At 73.8% G+C, this 20,466-nt stretch carries 17 protein-coding genes; 7 read left to right on the top strand and 10 right to left on the bottom strand.

All coding sequences use genetic code 11. The features are described from left to right. A partial coding sequence (locus AB0K65_RS05855; protein ID WP_365714473.1) for an ATP-dependent helicase occupies window positions 1-1,646 on the bottom strand: 1,646 nt, incomplete at its 3' end. A 173-nt stretch (window positions 1,647-1,819) separates the two neighbouring features. Next, window positions 1,820-2,176, bottom strand: coding sequence for an MGMT family protein (locus AB0K65_RS05850; RefSeq protein ID WP_365714472.1), 357 nt, complete (start codon window positions 2,174-2,176; stop codon window positions 1,820-1,822). A gap of 201 nt (window positions 2,177-2,377) precedes the next feature. On the opposite strand from AB0K65_RS05850, the gene AB0K65_RS05845 reads away from it, so the two are divergent. The 3 genes from AB0K65_RS05845 (at window position 2,378) to AB0K65_RS05835 (ending at window position 8,409) form a co-directional block, all read left to right on the top strand. After that, complete coding sequence (locus tag AB0K65_RS05845) at window positions 2,378-5,050, top strand: lysylphosphatidylglycerol synthase domain-containing protein (RefSeq protein ID WP_365714471.1); 2,673 nt, start codon at window positions 2,378-2,380, stop codon at window positions 5,048-5,050. A gap of 121 nt (window positions 5,051-5,171) precedes the next feature. Beyond that, entirely contained in the window at window positions 5,172-6,746 is a 1,575-nt protein-coding gene (locus tag AB0K65_RS05840) for an alpha/beta hydrolase (RefSeq protein WP_365714470.1), read from the top strand. A gap of 115 nt (window positions 6,747-6,861) precedes the next feature. After that, window positions 6,862-8,409: an alpha/beta hydrolase gene (locus AB0K65_RS05835; RefSeq protein ID WP_365714532.1), complete on the top strand. Its 1,548-nt coding sequence runs from the start codon at window positions 6,862-6,864 to the stop codon at window positions 8,407-8,409. Window positions 8,410-8,499: 90 nt separating this feature from the next. On the opposite strand, the gene moeZ is transcribed toward AB0K65_RS05835, so the two are convergent. The 7 genes from moeZ to AB0K65_RS05800 all read right to left on the bottom strand — a co-directional run bounded on the left by moeZ (window position 8,500) and on the right by AB0K65_RS05800 (window position 17,615). Then, window positions 8,500-9,678, bottom strand: coding sequence for an adenylyltransferase/sulfurtransferase MoeZ (gene moeZ / locus AB0K65_RS05830; RefSeq protein WP_365714469.1), 1,179 nt, complete (start codon window positions 9,676-9,678; stop codon window positions 8,500-8,502). A gap of 63 nt (window positions 9,679-9,741) precedes the next feature. Then, window positions 9,742-10,482, bottom strand: coding sequence for a spherulation-specific family 4 protein (locus AB0K65_RS05825; RefSeq protein WP_365714468.1), 741 nt, complete (start codon window positions 10,480-10,482; stop codon window positions 9,742-9,744). Beyond that, entirely contained in the window at window positions 10,470-11,429 is a 960-nt protein-coding gene (locus AB0K65_RS05820; RefSeq protein WP_365714467.1) for an NAD-dependent epimerase/dehydratase family protein, read from the bottom strand. The genes AB0K65_RS05825 and AB0K65_RS05820 overlap by 13 nt, the downstream gene beginning before the upstream one ends. Before the next feature lie 296 nt (window positions 11,430-11,725). Next, window positions 11,726-13,084, bottom strand: coding sequence for a hypothetical protein (locus AB0K65_RS05815; RefSeq protein ID WP_365714466.1), 1,359 nt, complete (start codon window positions 13,082-13,084; stop codon window positions 11,726-11,728). A gap of 13 nt (window positions 13,085-13,097) precedes the next feature. Beyond that, complete coding sequence (locus AB0K65_RS05810; RefSeq protein ID WP_365714465.1) at window positions 13,098-14,768, bottom strand: DUF3492 domain-containing protein; 1,671 nt, start codon at window positions 14,766-14,768, stop codon at window positions 13,098-13,100. Window positions 14,769-15,093: 325 nt separating this feature from the next. Continuing rightward, entirely contained in the window at window positions 15,094-16,533 is a 1,440-nt protein-coding gene (locus AB0K65_RS05805; protein WP_365714464.1) for a DUF3152 domain-containing protein, read from the bottom strand. 8 nt (window positions 16,534-16,541) lie between these two features. Further along, complete coding sequence (locus tag AB0K65_RS05800; RefSeq protein ID WP_365714463.1) at window positions 16,542-17,615, bottom strand: alpha/beta hydrolase; 1,074 nt, start codon at window positions 17,613-17,615, stop codon at window positions 16,542-16,544. A 136-nt stretch (window positions 17,616-17,751) separates the two neighbouring features. Here AB0K65_RS05800 and AB0K65_RS05795 point away from each other — a divergent pair, with 136 nt between their 5' ends. From AB0K65_RS05795 to AB0K65_RS05780, 4 genes are all read left to right on the top strand, one after another. After that, the gene (locus tag AB0K65_RS05795; RefSeq protein ID WP_365714462.1) at window positions 17,752-17,967 is read left to right on the top strand and encodes a hypothetical protein; all 216 of its coding nucleotides are present in this window, start codon (window positions 17,752-17,754) and stop codon (window positions 17,965-17,967) included. A gap of 147 nt (window positions 17,968-18,114) precedes the next feature. Continuing rightward, window positions 18,115-18,774: a TetR/AcrR family transcriptional regulator gene (locus AB0K65_RS05790; RefSeq protein ID WP_365714461.1), complete on the top strand. Its 660-nt coding sequence runs from the start codon at window positions 18,115-18,117 to the stop codon at window positions 18,772-18,774. A 168-nt stretch (window positions 18,775-18,942) separates the two neighbouring features. Beyond that, the gene (locus tag AB0K65_RS05785; protein ID WP_365714460.1) at window positions 18,943-19,170 is read left to right on the top strand and encodes a DUF3107 domain-containing protein; all 228 of its coding nucleotides are present in this window, start codon (window positions 18,943-18,945) and stop codon (window positions 19,168-19,170) included. A gap of 221 nt (window positions 19,171-19,391) precedes the next feature. Next, the gene (locus tag AB0K65_RS05780) at window positions 19,392-19,661 is read left to right on the top strand and encodes a hypothetical protein (RefSeq protein WP_365714459.1); all 270 of its coding nucleotides are present in this window, start codon (window positions 19,392-19,394) and stop codon (window positions 19,659-19,661) included. Window positions 19,662-19,693: 32 nt separating this feature from the next. Here AB0K65_RS05780 and AB0K65_RS05775 read toward each other — a convergent pair whose 3' ends face one another. Next, window positions 19,694-20,428: a ferritin-like fold-containing protein gene (locus AB0K65_RS05775; RefSeq protein WP_365714458.1), complete on the bottom strand. Its 735-nt coding sequence runs from the start codon at window positions 20,426-20,428 to the stop codon at window positions 19,694-19,696. Between the last annotated feature and the right edge of the window lie 38 nt (window positions 20,429-20,466).

The following is a 20,466-nucleotide window of genomic DNA, read 5'->3' as shown; positions in this document are numbered from 1 at the left end:
CCTCCCCGGGCCGTATCGCCGTCGCCTCCCCGGGCCGTATCGCCGTCGCCTCCCCGGGCCGTATCGCCGTCGCCTCCCCAGGCCGCCCCGGCGCCGGTCCCGTCGGACGCCGCGGTGCCGGCGCCCCCTACGGAGCCGGACCCGTCACCCGCTGCGGTCTCATCGGCCCGAGGCCCCCCAGCCGGTCCGGCATCCTCGGCCCCCGCCACCTCGCCCCGCGACACCGGTTCCGTCCCCGACCCCGTCGCCGCCGCGCGCAGAGCGAGCAGCAGGGGCGCCACGGCCGGTTCGTGGCGGAGGGGGGTGTCCGCGGTGTCGGTCTCCAGGGGGACGCCCGCCGAGGTGAGGGCGCGGCGCAGGACCGGTATCGGGGTGCTCGCCCGGACGAGGACGGCCATGGCGTGCCACGGGACGCCGTCTTCCAGATGGGCGCGGCGCAGCAGGTCGGCGATGTTGTCGAGTTCGGTGGAGGCGGTCGGGTAGGTGTACGTCTCCACGCGCCCCCCGCCCCGCACCGCCGTGAGGTCGCGGTGGGCGCGGGCCTTGTCGGCGGGGAGCCGGGGCAGGGGCATGCGCTGGGTGAGGAGGCGGGTCGCCGCCAGCAGGCGCGCGCCCAAGCGGCGGGAGGTCGTCAGGACCCGTACGTCCGCGGGCCGGCCGTCCGGGCCCCGGAAGGTGTCGGGGAAGTCCAGGATGCCGTTGACGTCGGCGCCCCGGAACGCGTAGATCGACTGGTCGGGGTCGCCGAAGGCGACCACCGTGCGCCCGCCGGACGCCCGCCCCCGGCCCTTCACGGACGCCCCGCGGGACGCCCCCGCCGTCCCGCCCGCCAGCGCGGCGAGCAGCCGCACCTGGGCCGGATCGGTGTCCTGGTACTCGTCCACGAAGACCGCGTCGTACTCGGGCAGGGTCACGCTCTCCGAGAGCAGGACGGCCCGGTGCACCAGCTCCGTGTAGTCGAGGACCCCCTGGAGGTCCAGGACGTCCAGGTACTCCGCGAGGAAGCCGGCCGCCGCCTTCCAGTCCGGGCGCCCCACCCGCTGGGCGAACTCCGCCAGCGCCCCCGGCGACAGGCCGAGCTCCCGGGAGCGCGCGAGCACGGCCCGGACCTCGTCGGCGAAGCCTCGGGTGGTCAGGCAGGCCCGTAGCTCGTCGGGCCACCGGACCCGGCCCAGGCCCGCCTTCTCCAGGTCGATCTGGCCCGCGAGCAGCTCCCGCACGGCGAGGTCCTGCTCGGGTCCCGAGAGCAGCCGCAGCGGCTCCGCGAACAGGTCGGCGTCCTGGTGGGCGCGGATCAGGGCGTAGCAGTACGAGTGGAAGGTCGTCGCCTGCGGCGGCCGGGCGCCCCCGAGCCGCGCCGCCATGCGGTCGCGCAGTTCCACGGCGGCCTTGCGGCTGAAGGTGAGGACGAGGATCCGTTCCGGGTCCGCGCCCTTGTCCATCCGGGCCGCGACCGCCTCCACGAGCGTCGTCGTCTTCCCGGTGCCGGGTCCGGCGAGGACGAGGAGCGGTCCGCCGTCGTGGTCAACCACTTCCCGCTGGGCTGCGTCCAGGAGAGGGGGATCCACCGGGGCCGGCGCGGTACGCACCAGCCGGTACGCGCCGGTGGCCCGTCGCGTACGTCGGGTGGTGGAGGAGGTACTCACGTGGATCGCCGGTCCTGGTGGATGGTGTGCTGGTGCTGAAGGCATGTCCGTACGGAAGACCGTCCGGGGGCCTCTTCGGGACGAACGACGACGTTACGGGAAACGAACGGCGTCCGAGTCGTCATCCGTGCGGCGCCGCCGCGCCCCGCGCCGTCCTGCCTTGGCGGAAGCTGTCACGTGTGAGTTCCGCCATCCCACCGCGCCCGCCGCATGTCGAGCTTGGGCAGGTGCCCCTCGGCGGCGCGCCCCGCTTCACGCAGGGGCGTGCCCTCGGCGCGGTAGTGGCCGAGGGCGCGCAGCTCGTGTCCCGGCAGCAGCGCGCCGTCGGCGCGCACCACGCGCCACCACGGCACCGCGCCGCCGTACAGGGCCATCACGCGGCCGACTTGGCGCGGTCCGCCCTCGTCCAGCCATTCGGCCACGTCGCCGTAGGTCATCACCCGGCCCGGCGGGATCAGCTCGGCGACCTCCAGCACCCGTTCCGCGTACGCGGGAAGTTCCTCAGGTTCCTCGGCGCTCATCCGCACCATCCTGCCTCACCCCACCGACAACACCCTGATGCCTCCGTCGGGCCCCGCTTCATGCCACCATCGTGCGGGCGGTGACGGGTGATACGAGACCAAGCGCGACAAGAACACCGAGACCAGCACGCGGCGCGAGCGGCACAAGCAGAGACGGACATGGTGATGGGGCACGATGCTCAGCCTCCGGAGGAGGAGGCTCACCCCGACATGCCCGGCGCACCCCCTGGCCCGGCCTCCCCGGCGACCCCCGCACCCGAGCCCGTACCGGAGCCCGAGCCCGACCCCGAGCTCAGTGAGCGGGTCTCCGGGGACGAGCCGCTGCTCGCCGCCCGTGTGCACCGGCCCTCCGACCTCATGCGGCTCCTCGTCGGCGTCCTCGCGATCGCCCTCGTCGTCGCCATCGCCGCCTTCGCCCACGGCACCACCTCGGGTCTGGAGCAGGACATCAACAAGGGCGCGGGCGGCGCGCCCGACGTCTTCGTCAAGATCGCCGGACTGGTCTCCAGCATCGCCGTCCTGCTCGTGCCCGTCGCCTTCGCCATCGAGCGGCTGATCAAACGAGACGGCCTGCGGATCGCCGACGGCGTCCTCGCCGCCGTGCTCGCCCACGGCGTCACCCTCGCCACCGACCTCTGGGTCGCCAAGGCGGCGCCCGGCACCATCCAGGACGCGCTGACCCAGCCGCAGTCCGGCGGCGGGCTCACGGACCCCGTGCACAACTACCTCGCGCCGGTCATCGCGTACATGACCGCCGTCGGCATGGCCCGCAGGCCACGCTGGCGGGTGGTGCTGTGGATGGTCCTGCTGCTCGACGCGTTCACGATGCTGGTGGCCGGGTACACCACCGCCTTCTCGATCATCCTGACCGTCCTCATCGGCTGGACCGTGGCGTACGGGACGCTGTACGCGGTCGGCTCGCCCAACGTCCGCCCCACCGGTCAGACACTCCTCGCCGGCCTGCGCAGGGTCGGTTTCCGGCCGGTCACCGCGATGCGCGCGGAAGGGGTGCCCGACGCCTCGGACTCCGGCGACCGGGGCCGCCGCTACATCGTGACGCTGGAGGAGGGGCCACCGCTCGACGTCACGGTCGTCGACCGCGAGCAGCAGGCGCACGGCTTCTTCTACCGCGTGTGGCGGCGGATCACTCTGCGCGCGATCACCACCCGCCGGTCGATCGTGTCGCTGCGCCAGGCGCTGGAGCAGGAGGCCCTCCTGGCGTACGCGGCGATCGCCGCCGGGGCCAACGCGCCGAAGCTGATCGCCACCTCCGAGCTCGGCCCGGACGCCGTGATGCTCGTCTACGAACACCTGGGCGGGCGGACCCTGGACTCGCTGGACGACGAGGAGATCACCGACGAGCTGGTGCGCAGCGCCTGGCGGCAGGTGCGGGCACTCCAGTCGCGCCGGATCGCCCACCGCAGGCTCGCGGGGGACGCGATTCTGGTGGATCGTTCCGGCAACGTCATCCTGACCGATCTGCGGGGCGGTGAGATCGCCGCGGGCGACCTGGTCCTGCGGATGGACATCGCCCAGTTGCTCACCACCCTCGGCCTGCGGGTCGGCGCCGAGCGGACGGTCGACGCGGCGGTGGCGATCCTCGGTCCCGACGCGATCGCCGACTGCCTCCCCCTCCTCCAGCCGATCGCGCTGAGCCGCTCCACACGCGCGACGCTCAGAAGACTGGCCAGGGAGCGTTCGAAGCGGGAGCGCGAGGCCGTCCTCGAAGCCTCGGAGGCGGCGAAGCGGGCCCGCGTGGAGGCGGCCTCCGGCGAGGGGGACGTCCGCATCGACCGCAAGTCGGACCGGCGGATCGAGAAGGCGGAGAAGCAGGCCGAGAAGCGCGCGCTGGACGAGGCGCTCGACGAGGCCCGCGAGGAGGACCTGCTCGCGCAGATCCGTCAGCAGGTGCTGCTGATCCGGCCCCAGGCGCCCGTCGAGCCGGTCCGTCTGGAGCGGATCAAGCCGCGCACCCTGGTGAGTTTGATCGCCGGCGCCGTCGCCGCGTACTTCCTGCTGTCGCAGATCGCCCGGACCCCGCTGTCGACCATCAGCCAGGCCGACTGGCGCTGGGTGGCGGCGGCGGTGCTGTTCTCGGCGCTGAGCTATGTGGCGGCGGCGATGAGCCTGCTCGGTTTCGTGCCGGAGCGGGTGGGGTTCTGGCGGACGGTCGTGGCGCAGGTCGCCGGCTCGTTCGTGAAGATCGTCGCCCCGGCGGCGGTCGGCGGAGTGGCGCTGAACACCCGGTTCCTCCAGCGCTCGGGGGTACGGCCGGGGCTCGCGGTGGCGAGCGTCGGCGCGTCGCAGTTGTTCGGCCTCGGAGCCCACATCCTGCTGCTGCTCGCCTTCGGCTATCTGACCGGTACGGAGAAGTCGCAGTCGTTCACCCCGTCGAGGACGGTCATCGCCGGTCTGCTCACGGTGGCGGTGCTGGTCCTGGTGGTCACCGCGATCCCGTTCATGCGCAAGTTCGTGTCGACGCGGCTTCGATCGCTGTTCGCGGGCGTGGTGCCGCGCATGCTCGACGTGCTGCAGCGGCCGATGAAGCTGGCCACCGGCATCGGCGGCATGCTGCTGCTGACCGGTCTCTTCGTGCTCTGCCTGGACGCCTCGATCCGCGCCTTCGGCCACGACAGCCAGGGGCTCAGCTACGCGAGCGTGGCGGTCGTCTTCCTCGCGGGCAACGCCCTCGGCTCGGCGGCGCCGACGCCGGGCGGTGTCGGCGCGGTCGAGGGCGCGCTGACGTTCGGCCTGGTGGCGGTCGGTCTCCCCCTGGAGGTCGCGACCCCGGCGGTGCTGCTCTACCGGCTGCTGACGCTGTGGCTGCCCGTCCTGCCCGGATGGCTCTGCTTCAACTGGCTGACGAAGCGGGGCGCGCTCTGAGCCGTGACGGGTCGGGCCCGGTCCGCGCCTGACGGGCGGGCCCCTCCACGGCCCGCCGTTGCGCCACCCGCGTGGCCCACCCACCCGCGCGGGGCGGGCCCGCACGGCCCACGATGGCTCTATGCCGATCTCCGCCGCGCAGCGCGCCGCCCTGTTCGCCCTGTCAGCCGTGCTGCTCGCCGCCGGGTGCTCGGACGACGGGGACACGGCGGCCGAGCCGGCGAAGCCGACCGGTTCCGCGGCGCTCGCCGCGCTCGCCTCGCAGGAGCTGGAGTGGTCCCCCTGCCCGCCGCCCTCCGCGGCCCAGGGCGGCGGGCCCTCGCCCTCGCCGCTGCCGGGGGGCGCCACCTGGGAGTGCGCGTTCATGAAAGCCCCCCGCGACTACGCCGATCCCGACGGCGAGACCGTCGAGCTGGCCCTGATCCGCGCCCGGGCCGTGGACCGGAACAACCGCATCGGCTCCCTCGTCTTCAACTTCGGCGGCCCCGGCGGCTCCGGCATCACCGGCCTGCCGTCCTTCGCCGCGGACTACGAGAAGCTCCGCACCCGCTACGACCTGGTCTCCTTCGACCCCCGTGGGGTCGGCCGCAGCGAGGGCGTCGAGTGCGAGAGCGACAAGGAGCTGGACGCGTACTACGCCCTGGACTTCACCCCGGACGACGCGGCCGAGGAACGCACCCTGTCGGACGCGCAGAAGAAGTACGCGAGCGGCTGCGAGACCGAGTCCGGGGCCATGCTCCCCCACGTCGGGACGGAGAACGCGGCCCGCGACATGGACCTGATGCGCCAGGTCCTCGGCGACGACAAGCTCAACTACTTCGGCATCTCCTACGGCACGGAACTCGGCGGCGTGTACGCCCACCTGTTCCCGAAGAACGTGGGCCGCACCCTGTTCGACGCGGTCGTCGACCCGTCCTCCGGCACCGAGGAGGGCGCCCTCGGCCAGGCCAAGGGCTTCCAGCTCGCCCTCGACAACTTCGCCGAGGACTGCGTGGCGCGCGGCGACGAGTGCGCCCTGCCCGGTTCGACGGTGGCCGAGATCGAGTCCTTCATCACCGGGCTGCTCGCCGAGCTCGACAAGAAGCCGATCGCGGGCATCGGGGACCGCAAGCTCACCCAGACCCAGGCCACGAACGGCATCGCGCAGGCGCTGTACTCCAAGGAGTTCTGGCAGTACCTGGAGCAGGGCCTGGAAGCGGCCGACGGCGGCGACGGCGGGCTGCTGCTCGCGCTCTCCGACTCCATGAACGGCCGCGACGAGAACGGCCACTACAGCAACATCCAGGCGGCGAACGCGGCCATCAACTGCCGCGACTTCAAGGAGCGCTACACCCTCGGGCAGGCGAAGGAACGGCTCCCTGAGTTCCGGGAGGCCTCGGCCGTCTTCGGCGACTTCATGGGCTGGGCCCTGGCGAGCTGTTCGCAGTGGCCGGTGCCCGGCACCTGGGAGCACCCGGACGTCTCCGCTCCCGGCTCCGCCCCGATCCTGGTCCTCGGCACGACCGGCGACCCGGCGACCCCGTACGAGGGCACCCGGGCGATGGTGGACGCGCTGGGCAAGGGCGTCGGCGTGGAGGTGACGTACGAGGGCGAGGGCCACGGCGCCTACAACAGCGGCAACAAGTGCGTCCAGAACACGGTCGACGGCTACTTCCTGCAGGGCAAGGTCCCCGCCTCGGGGACGGTCTGCAAGTAGCCGCTCCGCGGGCCGGCCCCCGCCGGACGCCGCGGCCCGGGCGGGACGCTCCGGACGCGATCTAGGATGGCGTTTTCCGGTCCGGGTCACGGGGGTTCGCTTGTCCACACCACGTCTGTCGATACGGGTACGGGTGACCGCCCTGGCCGTCACCGGGCTGCTGGCGGCCGGCTGCACGAGCGCCGGGACCGCCCCCGGCGCCTCCCGTACGACGCCTCCTCCCCCGTCCGACGCCAAGCCGTCGGCCGCAGCCGAACGTCCCGGGCTTCCCGCCGCGCTCACCGGGCAGCGGCCGCGGTGGAAGCGCTGCGAGGCGCCCGAGGGCGGCGAGCGGCCCGGGGCCGACTGGCGCTGTGCGACCGTCACGGTCCCCCTGGACCACGCCCGGCCCACCGGGGAGACCATCCCCATCGCGCTGATCCGCAAGGAGGCCCGCGACCCGAAGAAGAGGATCGGTTCGCTGCTCTTCAACTTCGGCGGCCCGGGCGCCTCCGGCGTCGACATCCTGCCCCGCGCGGCCGCCGAGTACGGCAACCTCAACCGCCGGTACGACCTGGTCGGCTTCGACCCCCGAGGCGTCCACCGGAGCGCCGGGGTGGTCTGCCGGGACGACGAGGAGCAGGCGGCCGCCGAGAAGACGGTCGACCTCACTCCGGACACGGCCGCCGAGGAGACGGCCTTCCTCCGGGACGCCACCGACTTCGGGGCCGGCTGCGCCCGCCGCTCCGGCAAGGTCATCCCGCACACCACGACGTCCGAGACGGCACGGGACCTGGACCTGATCCGCCACGTCCTGGGCGACGCCGACCTGAACTACTTCGGCATCTCCTACGGAACCCAGCTCGGCGGCGCCTACGCCCACCTGTTCCCCGCGAACGTCGGCCGTACGGTCCTCGACGCGGTCGTCGACCCCACCGCCGACGGCACGGGTCACGCCCGCAACCAGACCGTCGGCTTCCAGCGGGCCCTGGACAACTACCTGAAGAGCACCGGCCAGGACCCGAAGGCCGGTACGGCTCGGATCGCCGCGTTCCTCCAGCGCCTCGACCGGCAGCCGCTGCGGGTCGGCGAGCGCAGGCTGACGCAGGGCCTCGCGACCATCGGCATCGCGGTCACGCTCTATTCGCAGGGCAACTGGCCCATGCTGACCTCGGCCCTGCGGGCGGCGGAGAACGGCTCCGGCGGCGAACTGCTGCGGCTCGCCGACTTCTACAACGACCGCGACGCGTCCGGGCACTACTCCACCCAGTCCCACTCCCAGCGGGCGATCTCCTGCGCCGACTCCAGCGAGCGTCCGACGCCCGCCCAGGCGCGGGCCCTGCTGCCCGGGTTCCGCGGGCTCTCCCCGGTCTTCGGCGAGTTCCTGGCATGGGACACGGCCGGCTGGTGCGCGAACTGGCCCGTGCCGGGCGAGCGGGCCGACCAGGACGTGAGCGCGCCGGGCGCGGGCCCGATCCTCGTCGTGGGTACGACCGGCGACCCCGCGACCCCGTACGAGGGGGCGGAGCGGATGGCGAAGGAGCTGGGCGAGGGCGTCGGCATCCTCGTCACCAACAAGGGCGAGGGTCACGGCTCGTACGGCTCGGCGTCCTGCGCGACGCGGACGATCGACGCGTACCTGCTTGACGGCAAGGTCCCGGCCTACGGGAAGACCTGCGGATAGCGGGACGGCGGGCCGCACACGCGGAAGGGCCCGGACCCGATCCCGGGTCCGGACCCTTCCGTCATGCGGAGGAGCCGAGAGGGCGAGCGGTCAGTAGACCGGCTTCTCGGGCTCGATCTGGTGGACCCAGCCGATCACGCCGCCGCCGACGTGCACCGCGTCCGCGAAGCCCGCGGACTTCAGCACGGCGAGGACTTCCGCACTGCGGACACCCGTCTTGCAGTGCAGGACGATCCGCTTGTCCTGCGGGAGGTCCTGGAGCGCGTTGCCCATCAGGAACTCGTTCTTCGGGATCAAACGGGCCCCGGGGATCGAGACGATCTCGTACTCGTTGACCTCGCGGACATCGATGATGTCGATGTCCTCGCCCTCGTCGATCCACTCCTTGAGCTGCTTGGGAGTGATCGTCGAGCCGAGCGCCGCCTCCTGCGCCTCCTCGGACACGACGCCGCAGAAGGCCTCGTAGTCGATGAGCTCGGTGACGGTCGGGTTCTCACCGCAGACGGCGCAGTCCGGGTCCTTGCGGACCTTGACCTGGCGGTACTGCATCTCCAGGGCGTCGTAGATCATCAGTCGGCCGACCAGCGGGTCGCCGACGCCGGCGAGGACCTTGATCGCCTCGGTGACCTGGATGGAGCCGATGGACGCGCAGAGCACGCCCAGGACGCCGCCCTCGGCGCAGGAGGGGACCATGCCCGGCGGCGGGGGCTCCGGGTAGAGGCAGCGGTAGCAGGGGCCGTGCTCGGACCAGAAGACGGAGGCCTGGCCGTCGAAGCGGTAGATCGAGCCCCATACGTACGGCTTGTTCAGCAGCACGCACGCGTCGTTGACGAGGTAGCGCGTGGCGAAGTTGTCGGTGCCGTCGACGATCAGGTCGTACTGGCCGAAGATCTCCATGACGTTGTCGGCCTCGAGCCGCTCTTCGTGGAGGATCACGTTCACGTACGGGTTGATACCGAGGACCGAGTCCTTCGCGGACTGGGCCTTGGACCGGCCGATGTCCGCCTGGCTGTGGATGATCTGACGCTGCAGGTTCGACTCGTCGACCTCGTCGAACTCCACGATGCCGAGCGTGCCCACGCCCGCCGCGGCCAGGTACATCAGGGCCGGCGAACCCAGGCCGCCGGCGCCGACACACAGCACCTTGGCGTTCTTCAGACGCTTCTGCCCGTCCATCCCGACATCCGGGATGATCAGGTGGCGGGAGTACCTGCGGACCTCGTCTACGGTGAGCTCGGCAGCCGGCTCGACCAGGGGTGGCAGCGACACGGGGGCTCCGTTGGTCGGTATGTCAGTACGGTTGTTCTCCCCGTAACACTGCCACGCCCCTTCTCATTCCGAGACACCCGGTCCAATGCGCGAGACGATTTCGTCCCAGTAGCCGGGCAGGGTTTGGAATGGGTCGCTTTGTCCCGCCTGATCCCCGCGGTCCGTGAAGAAGATCGTCCCCGCGCCCTGCCAGCGGGCGATCCGCATCGCCTCGTCGAGATGGCTGCGCGGCACCCCGTGCACGAGGTGGACGAACTTCTCCGGCGGGTAGTCCGCGGTCCACTCGGCCACCTGCGACCAGCGGTAGTCCGTCCACGGCCCCGAGAAGGTGACCAGCTGGTCGGCCGTCTCGGCGTAGCCGGGGTACGGGTGGGTGCCGTGGGCCAGGACCAGGTGGGCCTCGCCGTCGAGCACCGCCTCCAGGGTGGCGGTGAGGCGCCGGACCTCCGGCAGGTCCACCCGGTCGGTCGGGCAGCGGTCCAGGTAGAAGCCGTCGACCCGGTACCAGTCCAGGAACCGGTGGGCGTCCGAGACGATCTCGCCGAAGGCGCGGGAGCCGTGGCAGAGGTCCAGGTGCCCGAGGACCCTGACACCGGCGTTGCGGAGCTTGCCCGCCGCCTCCAGGCAGTGCGGGTCGGGGCGGGCACCGGGGCCTTCGGCGACGTTGAGGACGGCCCAGTGCAGGGGGGTGCCGGGGCGGGTCAGCTCGGCCCACTCGACGGGGGCGAGCAGCGGGTGGGCGTAGCCGGGGACGCCGAAGCCCATCTCCTGGACGGCCTCCGCGCTCGTGGTCAGATGCGGCATGCCGCCTCCATCCAGATGTCGGCGAGGGACTCCTCGAGGTTGATCCTCGGCCGCCAGCCGAGCCGGTCGCGCGCGGTGCGGACGTCCGCCTGCTGCCAGCTGCCGCAGCCGTCGGGGTACGGGTAGGGCGCGGCGGCCAGCTGTTCGGCGATGGTCTCGGTGCGCGGGGCGCCGATGACCGGCCGCTGGGGCGGGCCGTCCAGCTCGTGCAGGGTCCCGGCGTATCCGGCGACCCGGGCGAGGACGGCGGCGGCGTCGCGGAGCTTGACCGCGCGACCGGTGCCGATGTTGACGACGCCCTGGGCGGCGGAGAGCGAGGCGGCGTGGACGGCGCGGGCGACGTCCCGCACGTCGACGAAGTCGCGCTGCACGCCGAGGCCGCTGAGCTTCAGCTCGCCGTCGCCGGCCTGCATGGCGCGGCGCATGGCCTCGGCGAGGCGGCCGAGCGGGGAGCCGGCGGGGGTGCCCGGTCCGACCGGGGAGAACACCCGCAGCACGACCGCGTCGAGTCCGGATCCGAGGACGAGTTCGGTGGCGGCGAGTTTGGAGACGCCGTACGGGCCTCCGGGGCGGGGCACGGCGTCCTCGGCCGTGGAGGAGCCGGGCTGGGAGGGCCCGTATTCGGAGGCGCAGCCGACCTGGACCAGGCGGGCGCCGCAGCCGCTGCGGCGCAGGGCCTCGCAGACGGTGGCGACGGCGACGGTGTTGTGCCGGGTCAGGTCGCGGGCGCCGCCGCGGGTGGCGCCGGCGCAGTTGACGACGACGCCCGGGTGGACGGCGTCCAGGAACCGGGTCAGCGCGCCGGGGCTGCCGCCGGCGAGGTCGAACCGCACGTCGGCGTCGTCGCCGCGTCCGAGCGCGGTGAGGTGGACCGCCGGGTCGGCGAGCAGCCGGTCGGCGACGAAGCGGCCGATGAATCCGTTGGCTCCGAGCAGCAGCACCCTCATCGTGCGGCCCCTTCTCGCCGACCGGCCGTTGCGGGGTGTAGGGAGGTCATGTCTCTTTCGTCTCCTTGGAATGGGTCCTGCGCGGGGGACGCGCCCGCGGCGTCGGCTCCGCGGGTGCGTCGGGGTTCAGGGGATGTCATGGCGACGAGGCCGGACCGGCGGGCGGGATTCCGGCGTCCGGGTCCTCGGATCGCGGGGCGCGGGAGGGACGCGACGTGGAGCGTCGGCGACCGACGGGCACCCGGCGAGGCGCGGCACCAGGGCACGCGAGCCCGGCCTGATCGGCATGACACCCCCTAGGGGTTGGCGTGGGCCGAGGCCCGGGAGAGGGCGACGGTGGCGTGGGCCAGGAGGCCGACGGCCGCGGCGCCGCAGACGAGGGTGGGAAGGGCGCCGGGGCCCCAGGTGTCGACGAGGGTGCGGACGGGCACCGCGAGGACGTCGCAGCCGGGGATCCTGGCGGCGAGGACGGACGCGAGGGCGAGGGCTTCGGCGGCGCAGGCGGCGGCGAGGCCGTTGGCCGCCGTGTCGGCGGAGCCGTGGACGGTGAGGAGCCGGGCGAGCAGGAGCAGGGCGCCGAGGGCGAGGGCGCCGGGCGCGAAGCCGGTCAGGCCCAGCAAGGCGGCGAGGGCGGCCGTGTGGAGTGCGACGGCGAGGAGGAGCAGGGGCCGGGTGCCCGCGGCGAAGTCCTCCAGGCCTCGGCTGGCGGCGAGCCTGCGGCGGGCTCGCGCGGAGAAGAGGTGGGCGCACCAGGCGGCGGGGACGACGGCGAGGGCGAGGGCGAGGAGGGGCCCGGGGGTGAGGGTCCAGCCTCCTTCGGGGCCGCCGGTCAGCGTCTCCCGGAGGAGTCCGTCCCCGCCGAGGACGTACGCGAGGAGCCACAGGGTCCAGAGGTGGGCGGCGGGGGCGGTGCGGCCGGCGGCGCGCAGGGGGCCGCCCCGGACGGCGACGACGAGCGCGACGGCCAGGCCGAGGGCCCCGGCGACGCCGACGGCGAAACGCAGGGACCCCTGGGTGAGCGCGAGGCCGCCGACGGCGGGGGCGGCGACGGCGCCGGGCAGGAAGGCCCGGAGCGTCCACCCCGCCCACCCGGGGCGCGACCCCGGCTCGGGCTCGGGGCGCGCGGGCGCCCCGTCGCCGCGCGGCACCCGGGCGTACAGCTCCTCGGCGAGCGAGAACACGTCCCGGTGCCGGAACCGCGCGGCGGTCCGGTCGGTGACCCCGTGCGCCTCGAGCCCTGCGGCGATCTCCAACGGATCGACGGCCCGCTCGCACAGCTCCCGATGCCGGTGCATGAGCACCTTGACGGGATCGACGGGCCCCCGCCGGTACGCGGGCGCGCCCCCGCGTACCGCCTCCGGCTGCGGGAGCGCGGCGGCGGGGGTGCTCCCCGCTCCGGGCGGGCCGCCGTGCACGGGGGCACAGACGGTGCCGGTCTCCCGCGGGTGGGCCGGCTCGGCCTCCGGGCGGGGGGCGAGGGGCGGGGCGGTGGGCGCGGAGGGCTCCGGCCACGGGGCGGTGGTCGTCTCGGCGGTCGCGTCCGCGGGGGCGGTGGCCGGTGACGGGAAGAGCGTCGCGAGGGCCTGCGTCTCCAGGAGTGCCTCGGAGCGGGAGTCCCAGGGGCCGGGGCTCGTGGGGGCGGCGGGGCCACGCATGGGGGTGCCTCCTTCAGGCATCGGGGTCTCCCGCACCGGCGGTCGCGCTCACCGGCTGGTCCGCCCAGGCGCCGGGGACGTACGCCTCGGCCGGATGGGCGAAGGGGACGCCCTCGGCGGCCCGGCGGCGCACCGGCGAGTGGGAGAGGAGTTCCAGGTACATGCCGCGGAACGCCGCGAGGTTCTGGTCGACCGTGAAGAGTTCGAGCGCGCGGGCGCGCGCCGCGGCGCCCAGGCGGTAACGGCGCTCGGGGTCGCGCAGCAGCGCCAGGCAGGCGTCGGCGAGCGCCCGAGGGTTGCGCGGGGGCACCACGAGCCCCGTTCCGCCGATCACCTCGACGACCGCGCCGACATCCGTCGAGACCGTCGCCCGGGCGCAGAACATCGCTTCGACCAGGCTGATCGGGAAGCCCTCGACGACGCTGGAGAGCACCACGACCGCGCCCGCGCCGTACGCCTCGGCGAGCGTCGGCGCCTCGGGGCCGCCGATCTCCTCGAAGGCGACCGGACTCTCGCCGACGGCGTGCGCCCCGGCGGCCTCGTCCGGGAAGAGCTGGGCCGCGAGCGCCCGGCAGTGCGCGAGGTACGCCTCCGCGCCCGGCTCGCGCACCGGCGCGGCGATGATCCGCAGCCGTACGTCGGGCTGCGCCGCGCGGACCTCGGCGAAGGCGTGCAGCAGGGCGATCAGGTCCTTGGCCGGTTCGACCCGGCCGACCCAGACGAGGGTGGCCGGGTCGCCGCTCTCCTCGTCCTCGCCGATCTCGGCGAATCGCCCCGGGTCCATACCGGGGTAGACCGTGCGCAGCTTGGCCCGGTCGGCACCGCACCTCTCCTGCCAGCGCCGGGCGTGGGTGTTGCCGGGGGTGAGGAGCGCGGCCTCGCGGTAGACCTCCGCGGCCAGTCGTCCGTGGAAGGCGGCGAGGAGGGCCCGGACCGGTGCGGAGACGGGCGCGTCGAGGGCCGTGAGGTAGTGCGCGCGGAGATGGACGCCGTACTCGGTGACCAGCAGCGGAGTGCCGAAGAAGCGTTTGGCCAACAGGCCGGGGAGCGCCGCCGACCCGCCCGAGGCGGCGTGGCACAGGTCGACCGCGCCGAGGGCGTCCTCGGCGTACCAGTCGAGCGAGAGCGGGCGCAGGGCGCGTTCCAGCCGGTCGACGAAGGCGAGGTAGTCGGGGACGGTGGCGCCGGCCAGGCTCCGGCGTGCGCGGGGGGCGCGACAGGCCGACTCCAGCGTGCGGACCGCGAGTTCGGAGCGGAGGGCGGCGTAGAGCCCCCCGCGTTCGCGGGCGAGTTCGGCGAGGCCGTAGAGCCCCTCGGCGAAGGAGTGTCCCGCCGCTCCGCGCCGGTCCGCCGCCTCGCTCCCGCCCGCCTCGTCGGGCGCCTCCGCGTCGCCGTCCGCGCAGATGCCGGTGGCGAGCGCGCGGAAGTGGCCGGCGAAGGCGCGGCGGTCGCGACGCCCGTAGGTGTGGCCGTCGTCCTCGGGTGCCCACAGGGGCGCCGTGCGGACGCTGCGGACCCGCTCGGGCAGGTCGACCCAGCCGCCGTCCTCCTGCTGGGCGCTGCCGCTGAGGGCGTAGACGTCGAACTCGTGCGGGGAGAGCCCGCGCACGAGCCGGTCGCACCAGAGCCGGGACTCACCCGTGGCGTACGGGTAGCCACCCTCGGTGAGCAGTCCGATCCGCATGGGGAACACCCCGATCTCCCTCGGTCGCCGTCGCCTTCGGTACGGCGACGCGCAGCGGGAAGAACGTAAGCGGATAAGCCGGTAGCGCGATGGACGGTTGTCCGTCGCGCCACTGGAAGGGGTGAATGCACGTAACTTTCGCACCCGGGTCGCGTTCTGTGGCGCTAAGACGCGTTTCGGTTACCCAACGTGAGGCTTTCGGCCTGTCCTGAGGGCCGTCCGGGCAGCGCCGGTCCCGACGGCCGACGGGCGCGGCCGGGCGGCGCGGCGAAGGCGGGGGCGCGCGGCGTCCGCGAGGGGACGCGGGCGGACGGGCGTCCGGCCGTCAACCCGTCGGGTTCACCCAGGGGTTGGGCCGGCATCTGATGCCGTCGACGTCGAGGGACTTGGTCTGCTGCTGCATCACGGGAGCGAGCGCGCCCGGCGTACGGCAGCTCACGTGGTCGTGCCCGAGACGGTGGCCGACCTCGTGGTTGATGAGCATCTGGCGGTAGGCGAGCATCGCCTTGGGGCCGAAGGTCTCCGCCCCCTGCGCCCACCGGAAGGCGTTGATCATCACCCGGGACGTGGAGGCGGAGTCGCAGGAGACGTTGTCGACGGTGGTGTCCAGGCCGGACTTGGCGCACCAGGTGCCGGTGGTGCCGGGGCTGGCCAGGGTGATCACGAACTCCGGCTCTCCGCTGGAGATCCGCTCGAAGGACATCGCGCCCTTGCCGGCCCAGCTCCGCTCGTCGTTGAGGGTGGTCTGCACCGCCCGCGCGAAGAGCTTCGCGTCGAGTCCGAGCCCCTTCTCGACGTCGACCCGGTAGCGCACCTTGCGCCCCTTGCCGGGAGCCTTGTCGAAGCCGGGGACGGCCTCGAAGTCGCCCGAACCCCGGAGTTTCGGGTCGATGGGGAACTGGCGGGTCATGAGCTGCTCGTACGTCGGCTGCACGACGGGCACGGCGGGTGCGGCGGGCGCGGGCTCCGCCGGGACGATCCGGTTGTCGGAGCGCGAGGCGGCCCCGTCCTCGACGGCACGGTCGGCGGGCCCGTCGGCCGCGTGGGCGAGGGGCCCGCCGGCCTCGCTCTCGGCGACCTGGCCGGCCACGACGACGGCGAGGACGGTGGTGACGGCGGCCGCGGCGATGCCGGTGAGGGTGCGCCCCTTGCCGCCGTTCCTGGCCGCGGGCGTCCCGGCCCGGTCCTCCGCGGGCTCGTCGGCGGGCAGATCCGCGGGCGTCCCGGCGGTCGCGTCGGCGTCGGTCCCACGCCGGGGGGCGGGGATGAACGGGGCCTGCGAGCCCGGGGGTTGCGGGGCGGTACGGGGCACGCCCTGCCAGTCGCCGTAGCGTTCGGAGGGTGAGGCGCCCTCGGCGTGACCGGGGTGCCCTCCCCGTACGGGTGCGTCGGCGGGGGCGGCGTGGGCCGGGGTGCCGTGCGCGGGCGTGTCCCAGAGGGCCTGCCCGTACGCCGTCGCCGTCCGGCCGTATCCCTCCCGTCCCTGGGGAGCGGCCCCGCCGTACGAGCCCTGGCCGTTGCCCTCGCGGCGGGCGAACCCGCCCTGGACGTAAGGCTCCTGACCGTATGTCTCCCGGCCGTGGGCGTCCTGGGCGTATCCGCCCTGGCCGGAGGCGTTCCGGCCGGAGGCGTCCTCGTCGGGCGAGCGCCGACGGCGGCCCGGCCCCTGCCCCTGTTCCTGCCCTTGTCCCTGCCCGGCGCTCTCCCGCCGGGCCGTATCGGCGGCGGGAGCGGGCGCGGGCCCCCTCCGACTATGTCGTCCCACGCCCCGGATCAGCTCCCGCCACTGTCGTCTGTGCCGGCCCGCTCGGCCGGTTCGGCCTTCTCGGCCCGTGTGGCCCGTGCGGCCCGTTCGGCCGGTGCGGCCTCTTCTTCGGCTTGCCCGGTCCGCCGTTCCGCCTCGATCAGCTCCCGGACGGCCTGAGCGACCGTCTCCGGGTACTCCATCATGGCCACGTGCCCGGCGTCCGGAAGAGTCAGGAGCCGCGAGCCGCGGAACGCCGCCGCCGCCCTGCGCGCCATCCGGAACGACACGAGCCGGTCGCGGACACCGTAGACGAGCAGCGTCGGCGCGAGCACCCGCTCCGCCTGGCGCCACAGTCCGTGCTGCCCGCCGAGCGTGTACGCGTCCACGATGCCACGCGAGGACCGTGCCATGACGTCCCAGAAGTACGGGAGTTCCAGGCGCCGTTCCATCTCCTCCACAGCATGCCGGAAGCCCTCGTCGGTGACCCGGCCGGGGTCGGCGTAACAGAGCGCCATGACCCCGCGGACGCGCTGCTCCGGGGTCCAGTCCCGGGTCAGCCGGGAGAAGAGGGAGGCGACGCCGGGCAGGGCGAGCAGCGCGGTCGGCCAGGCGGTGCGCTGGGCGCGCAGCTCGGGCAGGGCCGGGGAGACCAGGGTCAGGGTGCGCACCAGGTCGGGCCGGACGGCGGCGACGCGGGTGGCGACGGCGCCGCCGAGGGAGTTGCCGACGAGGTGGACCGGGCCGCGGCCCTCCACGTCGAGCAGTCGGATGACGGCGCGCGCGTGGCCGGTGACCGAGTAGTCGGAGTCGTCGGGCGGCGGCGAGTCGCCGAAGCCGGGGAGGTCGACGGCCTGGCCGTCGACGTGGTCGGCGAGCAGCGGCATCAGGGCCGACCAGTTCTGCGACGAGCCGCCGAGTCCGTGGACGTACAGCGCGGGCGGGAGGCCGGGCCGGTTGCCCGGCCGGGCGCGCACGGTGAGGGTGAGCCCGGGCAGCACGACCGAGCGCAACTCCTCGCCGTCGGCGACCCGTACGGTGCGGGTCCGCGCCCCGGGCGGGGCGGCGGCGGTCCGGGTCTCCGGAAGCTCGGTCGACGACATGGCCGCAATATTACGAGACGATCACGCCCTGGCGCGTGTGTGGGGCGTCACAGGATGGGGTGCGCCGCGAGAGGTGTGCTCCTACGCTCGTAGGAGAGGGTCATCGGGAAGGAACCGCGTGCCGGAGAGGAACCGCATGACTGTCGATCCGAACGAGCCGGACACATTCGCCGAGGAAGAGGACCCAGTGCTCGACGAGGAGACCCCCGAGGCCGACGCGGCCGAGCAGCACGCTGATCTGCAGCAGCGCGAGGACGAGCCGCACACGCATCTCGAACAGGAGTCGGCCAACGAGGCGGACGCCTCTGAACAGGCACGCGTCGTCTCTCTGGACGAAGACGACTACCGCTGATTTGTTCGGTTTAATGTTGAATTGCCGACCGTTCCCGGCGTCCGGTCCGTGAAATTCTGCGTCCGCACCGCGCACAGCCGGGTTACCCAAAAGTACGATGGCGGGCGCGACGCCACAGCGCGCATGGATCGATTTTTGGGAGGCGGCGTGACAGCCATCGAGCAGACAGAGGCAGCACGCCCTCGGGGCACGCGCCTGCCGCGCCGAGCCCGACGGAACCAGCTCCTCGGGGCGGCCCAGGAGGTGTTCGTCGCACAGGGCTACCACTCCGCCGCGATGGACGACATCGCCGAACGGGCGGGTGTCAGCAAGCCGGTGCTGTACCAGCACTTCCCCGGAAAGCTGGAGCTCTACCTGGCGCTTCTCGACCAGCACTGCGAGGCGCTCCTCCAGGCCGTGCGCACCGCGCTCGCGTCGACGTCGGACAACAAGCTCCGGGTCGCGGCGACCATGGACGCCTACTTCGCGTACGTGGAGGACGAGGGCGGCGCGTTCCGCCTCGTCTTCGAGTCCGACCTGACCAACGAGCCCGCCGTGCGCGAGCGGGTGGACCGGGTCAGCCTCCAGTGCGCGGAGGCGATCTCCGACGTCATCGCGGAGGACACGGGGCTCTCCAAGGACGAGTCGATGCTGCTGGCCGTGGGCCTCGGCGGCGTCTCCCAGGTCGTGGCGCGCTACTGGCTCTCCAGCGAGTCGGCGATCCCGCGCGACAAGGCGGTGGCGCTGCTCACCTCACTGGCCTGGCGCGGCATCGCGGGCTTCCCGCTGCACCCGTCCGAGGGGCAGCTGAGCGCCGAGGGCCACTGACCGGCCCCGGCCGGTCCGCGCCGCCGCCCGGGGGCCTCTTTCCCGCACGGCCGGAGTGTTCGCTCCTGGCGTTGAGCGGCTGCGCCGTGCGTGTCCCCTCACCGGGCTAATGTGTGCAGCGTACGGCGCGGGAACCGCGCAACGCTGACCGTTCGGAGGGACATAGCCGTGGAGGTCAAGATCGGCGTGCAGCACGCACCCCGGGAGATCGTTCTGGAGAGCGGGCAGTCCGCCGAGGAGGTCGAGCGCGCGGTGGCCGACGCGCTGGCCGGCAAGGCGCAGCTGCTCAGCCTCACGGACGAGAAGGGCCGCAGGGTCCTGATCCCGGCCGAGAAGATCGCGTACGTGGAGATCGGCGAGCCGGCGGTGCGCCGGGTGGGCTTCGGCGCGCTCTGAGACGTACGTCCATACAGCGAAAGGCCCGGCGGACCTCGTCCGCCGGGCCTTTCGTCTGCCGTTCGTCCGCCCGGCCTTCGGCGCCGCCGTCGGCCCGCTCGTCGGCGCGCTTCGGCCGAACGTGCTGGTGACGACGGGCGGGGAGGGTTGCTTTGCGAGCGGTTCGGGTAGTACGGCCTACGACCGAATTGCCCGCTCCGCTCCGCACGCGAGGTGATCCCGTGTTCCTGGAAGCCCTCGGCTCCGCCCTGCTCGGACTCGCCCTGGCCTGGGCGGCCGTGCACCGGCTGCCCGACCGCCTCCCCGGACGTGGGGCCGTCCTCACGACGGGCTCACTCGGCGCCGTCTTCGGCGCTCTGGTGACCCACGGGGCGCTCGGCCCCGGCCATGTCCTGGCGACCCTCGTCGGCGCCGTCGCCGTGGCGGCGGTGCTGCTCTCCCTGCTGATCCGTCCGGCCGCGCGCCGTCTGCGCCGATCAGCGGCGGCGTGAACAGCGCCGCCGACCGCAGCCGCTGTTGACGCCTAGGCGGCCAGGCCCAGCGCCGCCATCCGCTTGGTGTGGGCTTCGGTGATACGGGAGAACATCCGGCCGACCTCCGCGAGGTCGAAGCCGTCCGCCACGCCGCCGACCAGCATCGTCGACAGGGCGTCGCGCTCGGCGACCACGCGCTGGGCCTGGGAGAGCGCCTCGCCCATCAGCCGGCGCGCCCACAGCGCGAGGCGCCCGCCGAGCCGCGGGTCGGCCTCGATGGCAGCGCGGACCTTCTCCACGGCGAAGTTGCCGTGGCCGGTGTCGTCGAGCACGGACAGCACGAGCCGTCGCGTGTCGGAGTCCAGCCGGGCCGCGACCTCGCGGTAGAAATCGCTGGCGATCGAGTCGCCGACGTACGCCTTGACCAGGCCTTCCAGCCAGTCGGACGGCGCCGTCTGGCGGTGGAAGTCGTCGAGCGCCTTGGCGAAGGGCTCCATCGCGGCCGTCGGCTCGGCGTCCACGGCGGTGAGCCGGTTCCGCAGCTGCTCGAAGTGGTGGAACTCGGCGGAGGCCATCTTCGCCAGCTCGGCCTTGTCCGCGAGGGTCGGCGCGAGCTTGGCGTCCTCGGCGAGCCGTTCGAACGCCGCCAGCTCGCCGTAGGCCAGCGCGCCCAGAAGGTCGACGACCGCGGCGCGGTACTGGGGCTCGGCGGAGGCCGTGGCCCAGTCCTGGGCGGCGATCCCGGTGGGTTCCTCGGCAGATGTGGCGTTGTCAGGCGTCTCCATGAAGCGCACAATAGCCCGCTCTCCGGGCGGGGGAAGGC

This window comes from Streptomyces sp. NPDC053755, from assembly GCF_040677675.1.
Taxonomy (GTDB): domain Bacteria; phylum Actinomycetota; class Actinomycetes; order Streptomycetales; family Streptomycetaceae; genus Streptomyces.
Note: the sequence above shows the minus strand (reverse complement) of the source record. Positions and strands in the feature narration are given on the sequence as shown.

Excerpts from the sequence above, each read along its gene's own strand:
- AB0K65_RS05850 (WP_365714472.1), bottom strand. The coding sequence starts at position 2,176 with ATGGTGCGGATGAGCGCCGAGGAACCTGAGGAACTTCCCGCGTACGCG.
- AB0K65_RS05840 (WP_365714470.1), top strand. The coding sequence starts at position 5,172 with ATGCCGATCTCCGCCGCGCAGCGCGCCGCCCTGTTCGCCCTGTCAGCC.
- AB0K65_RS05845 (WP_365714471.1), top strand. The coding sequence starts at position 2,378 with ATGCCCGGCGCACCCCCTGGCCCGGCCTCCCCGGCGACCCCCGCACCC.
- AB0K65_RS05775 (WP_365714458.1), bottom strand. The coding sequence starts at position 20,428 with ATGGAGACGCCTGACAACGCCACATCTGCCGAGGAACCCACCGGGATC.
- AB0K65_RS05810 (WP_365714465.1), bottom strand. The coding sequence starts at position 14,768 with ATGCGGATCGGACTGCTCACCGAGGGTGGCTACCCGTACGCCACGGGT.
- AB0K65_RS05795 (WP_365714462.1), top strand. The coding sequence starts at position 17,752 with ATGACTGTCGATCCGAACGAGCCGGACACATTCGCCGAGGAAGAGGAC.
- AB0K65_RS05800 (WP_365714463.1), bottom strand. The coding sequence starts at position 17,615 with ATGTCGTCGACCGAGCTTCCGGAGACCCGGACCGCCGCCGCCCCGCCC.
- AB0K65_RS05815 (WP_365714466.1), bottom strand. The coding sequence starts at position 13,084 with ATGCGTGGCCCCGCCGCCCCCACGAGCCCCGGCCCCTGGGACTCCCGC.
- AB0K65_RS05825 (WP_365714468.1), bottom strand. The coding sequence starts at position 10,482 with ATGCCGCATCTGACCACGAGCGCGGAGGCCGTCCAGGAGATGGGCTTC.
- AB0K65_RS05820 (WP_365714467.1), bottom strand. The coding sequence starts at position 11,429 with ATGAGGGTGCTGCTGCTCGGAGCCAACGGATTCATCGGCCGCTTCGTC.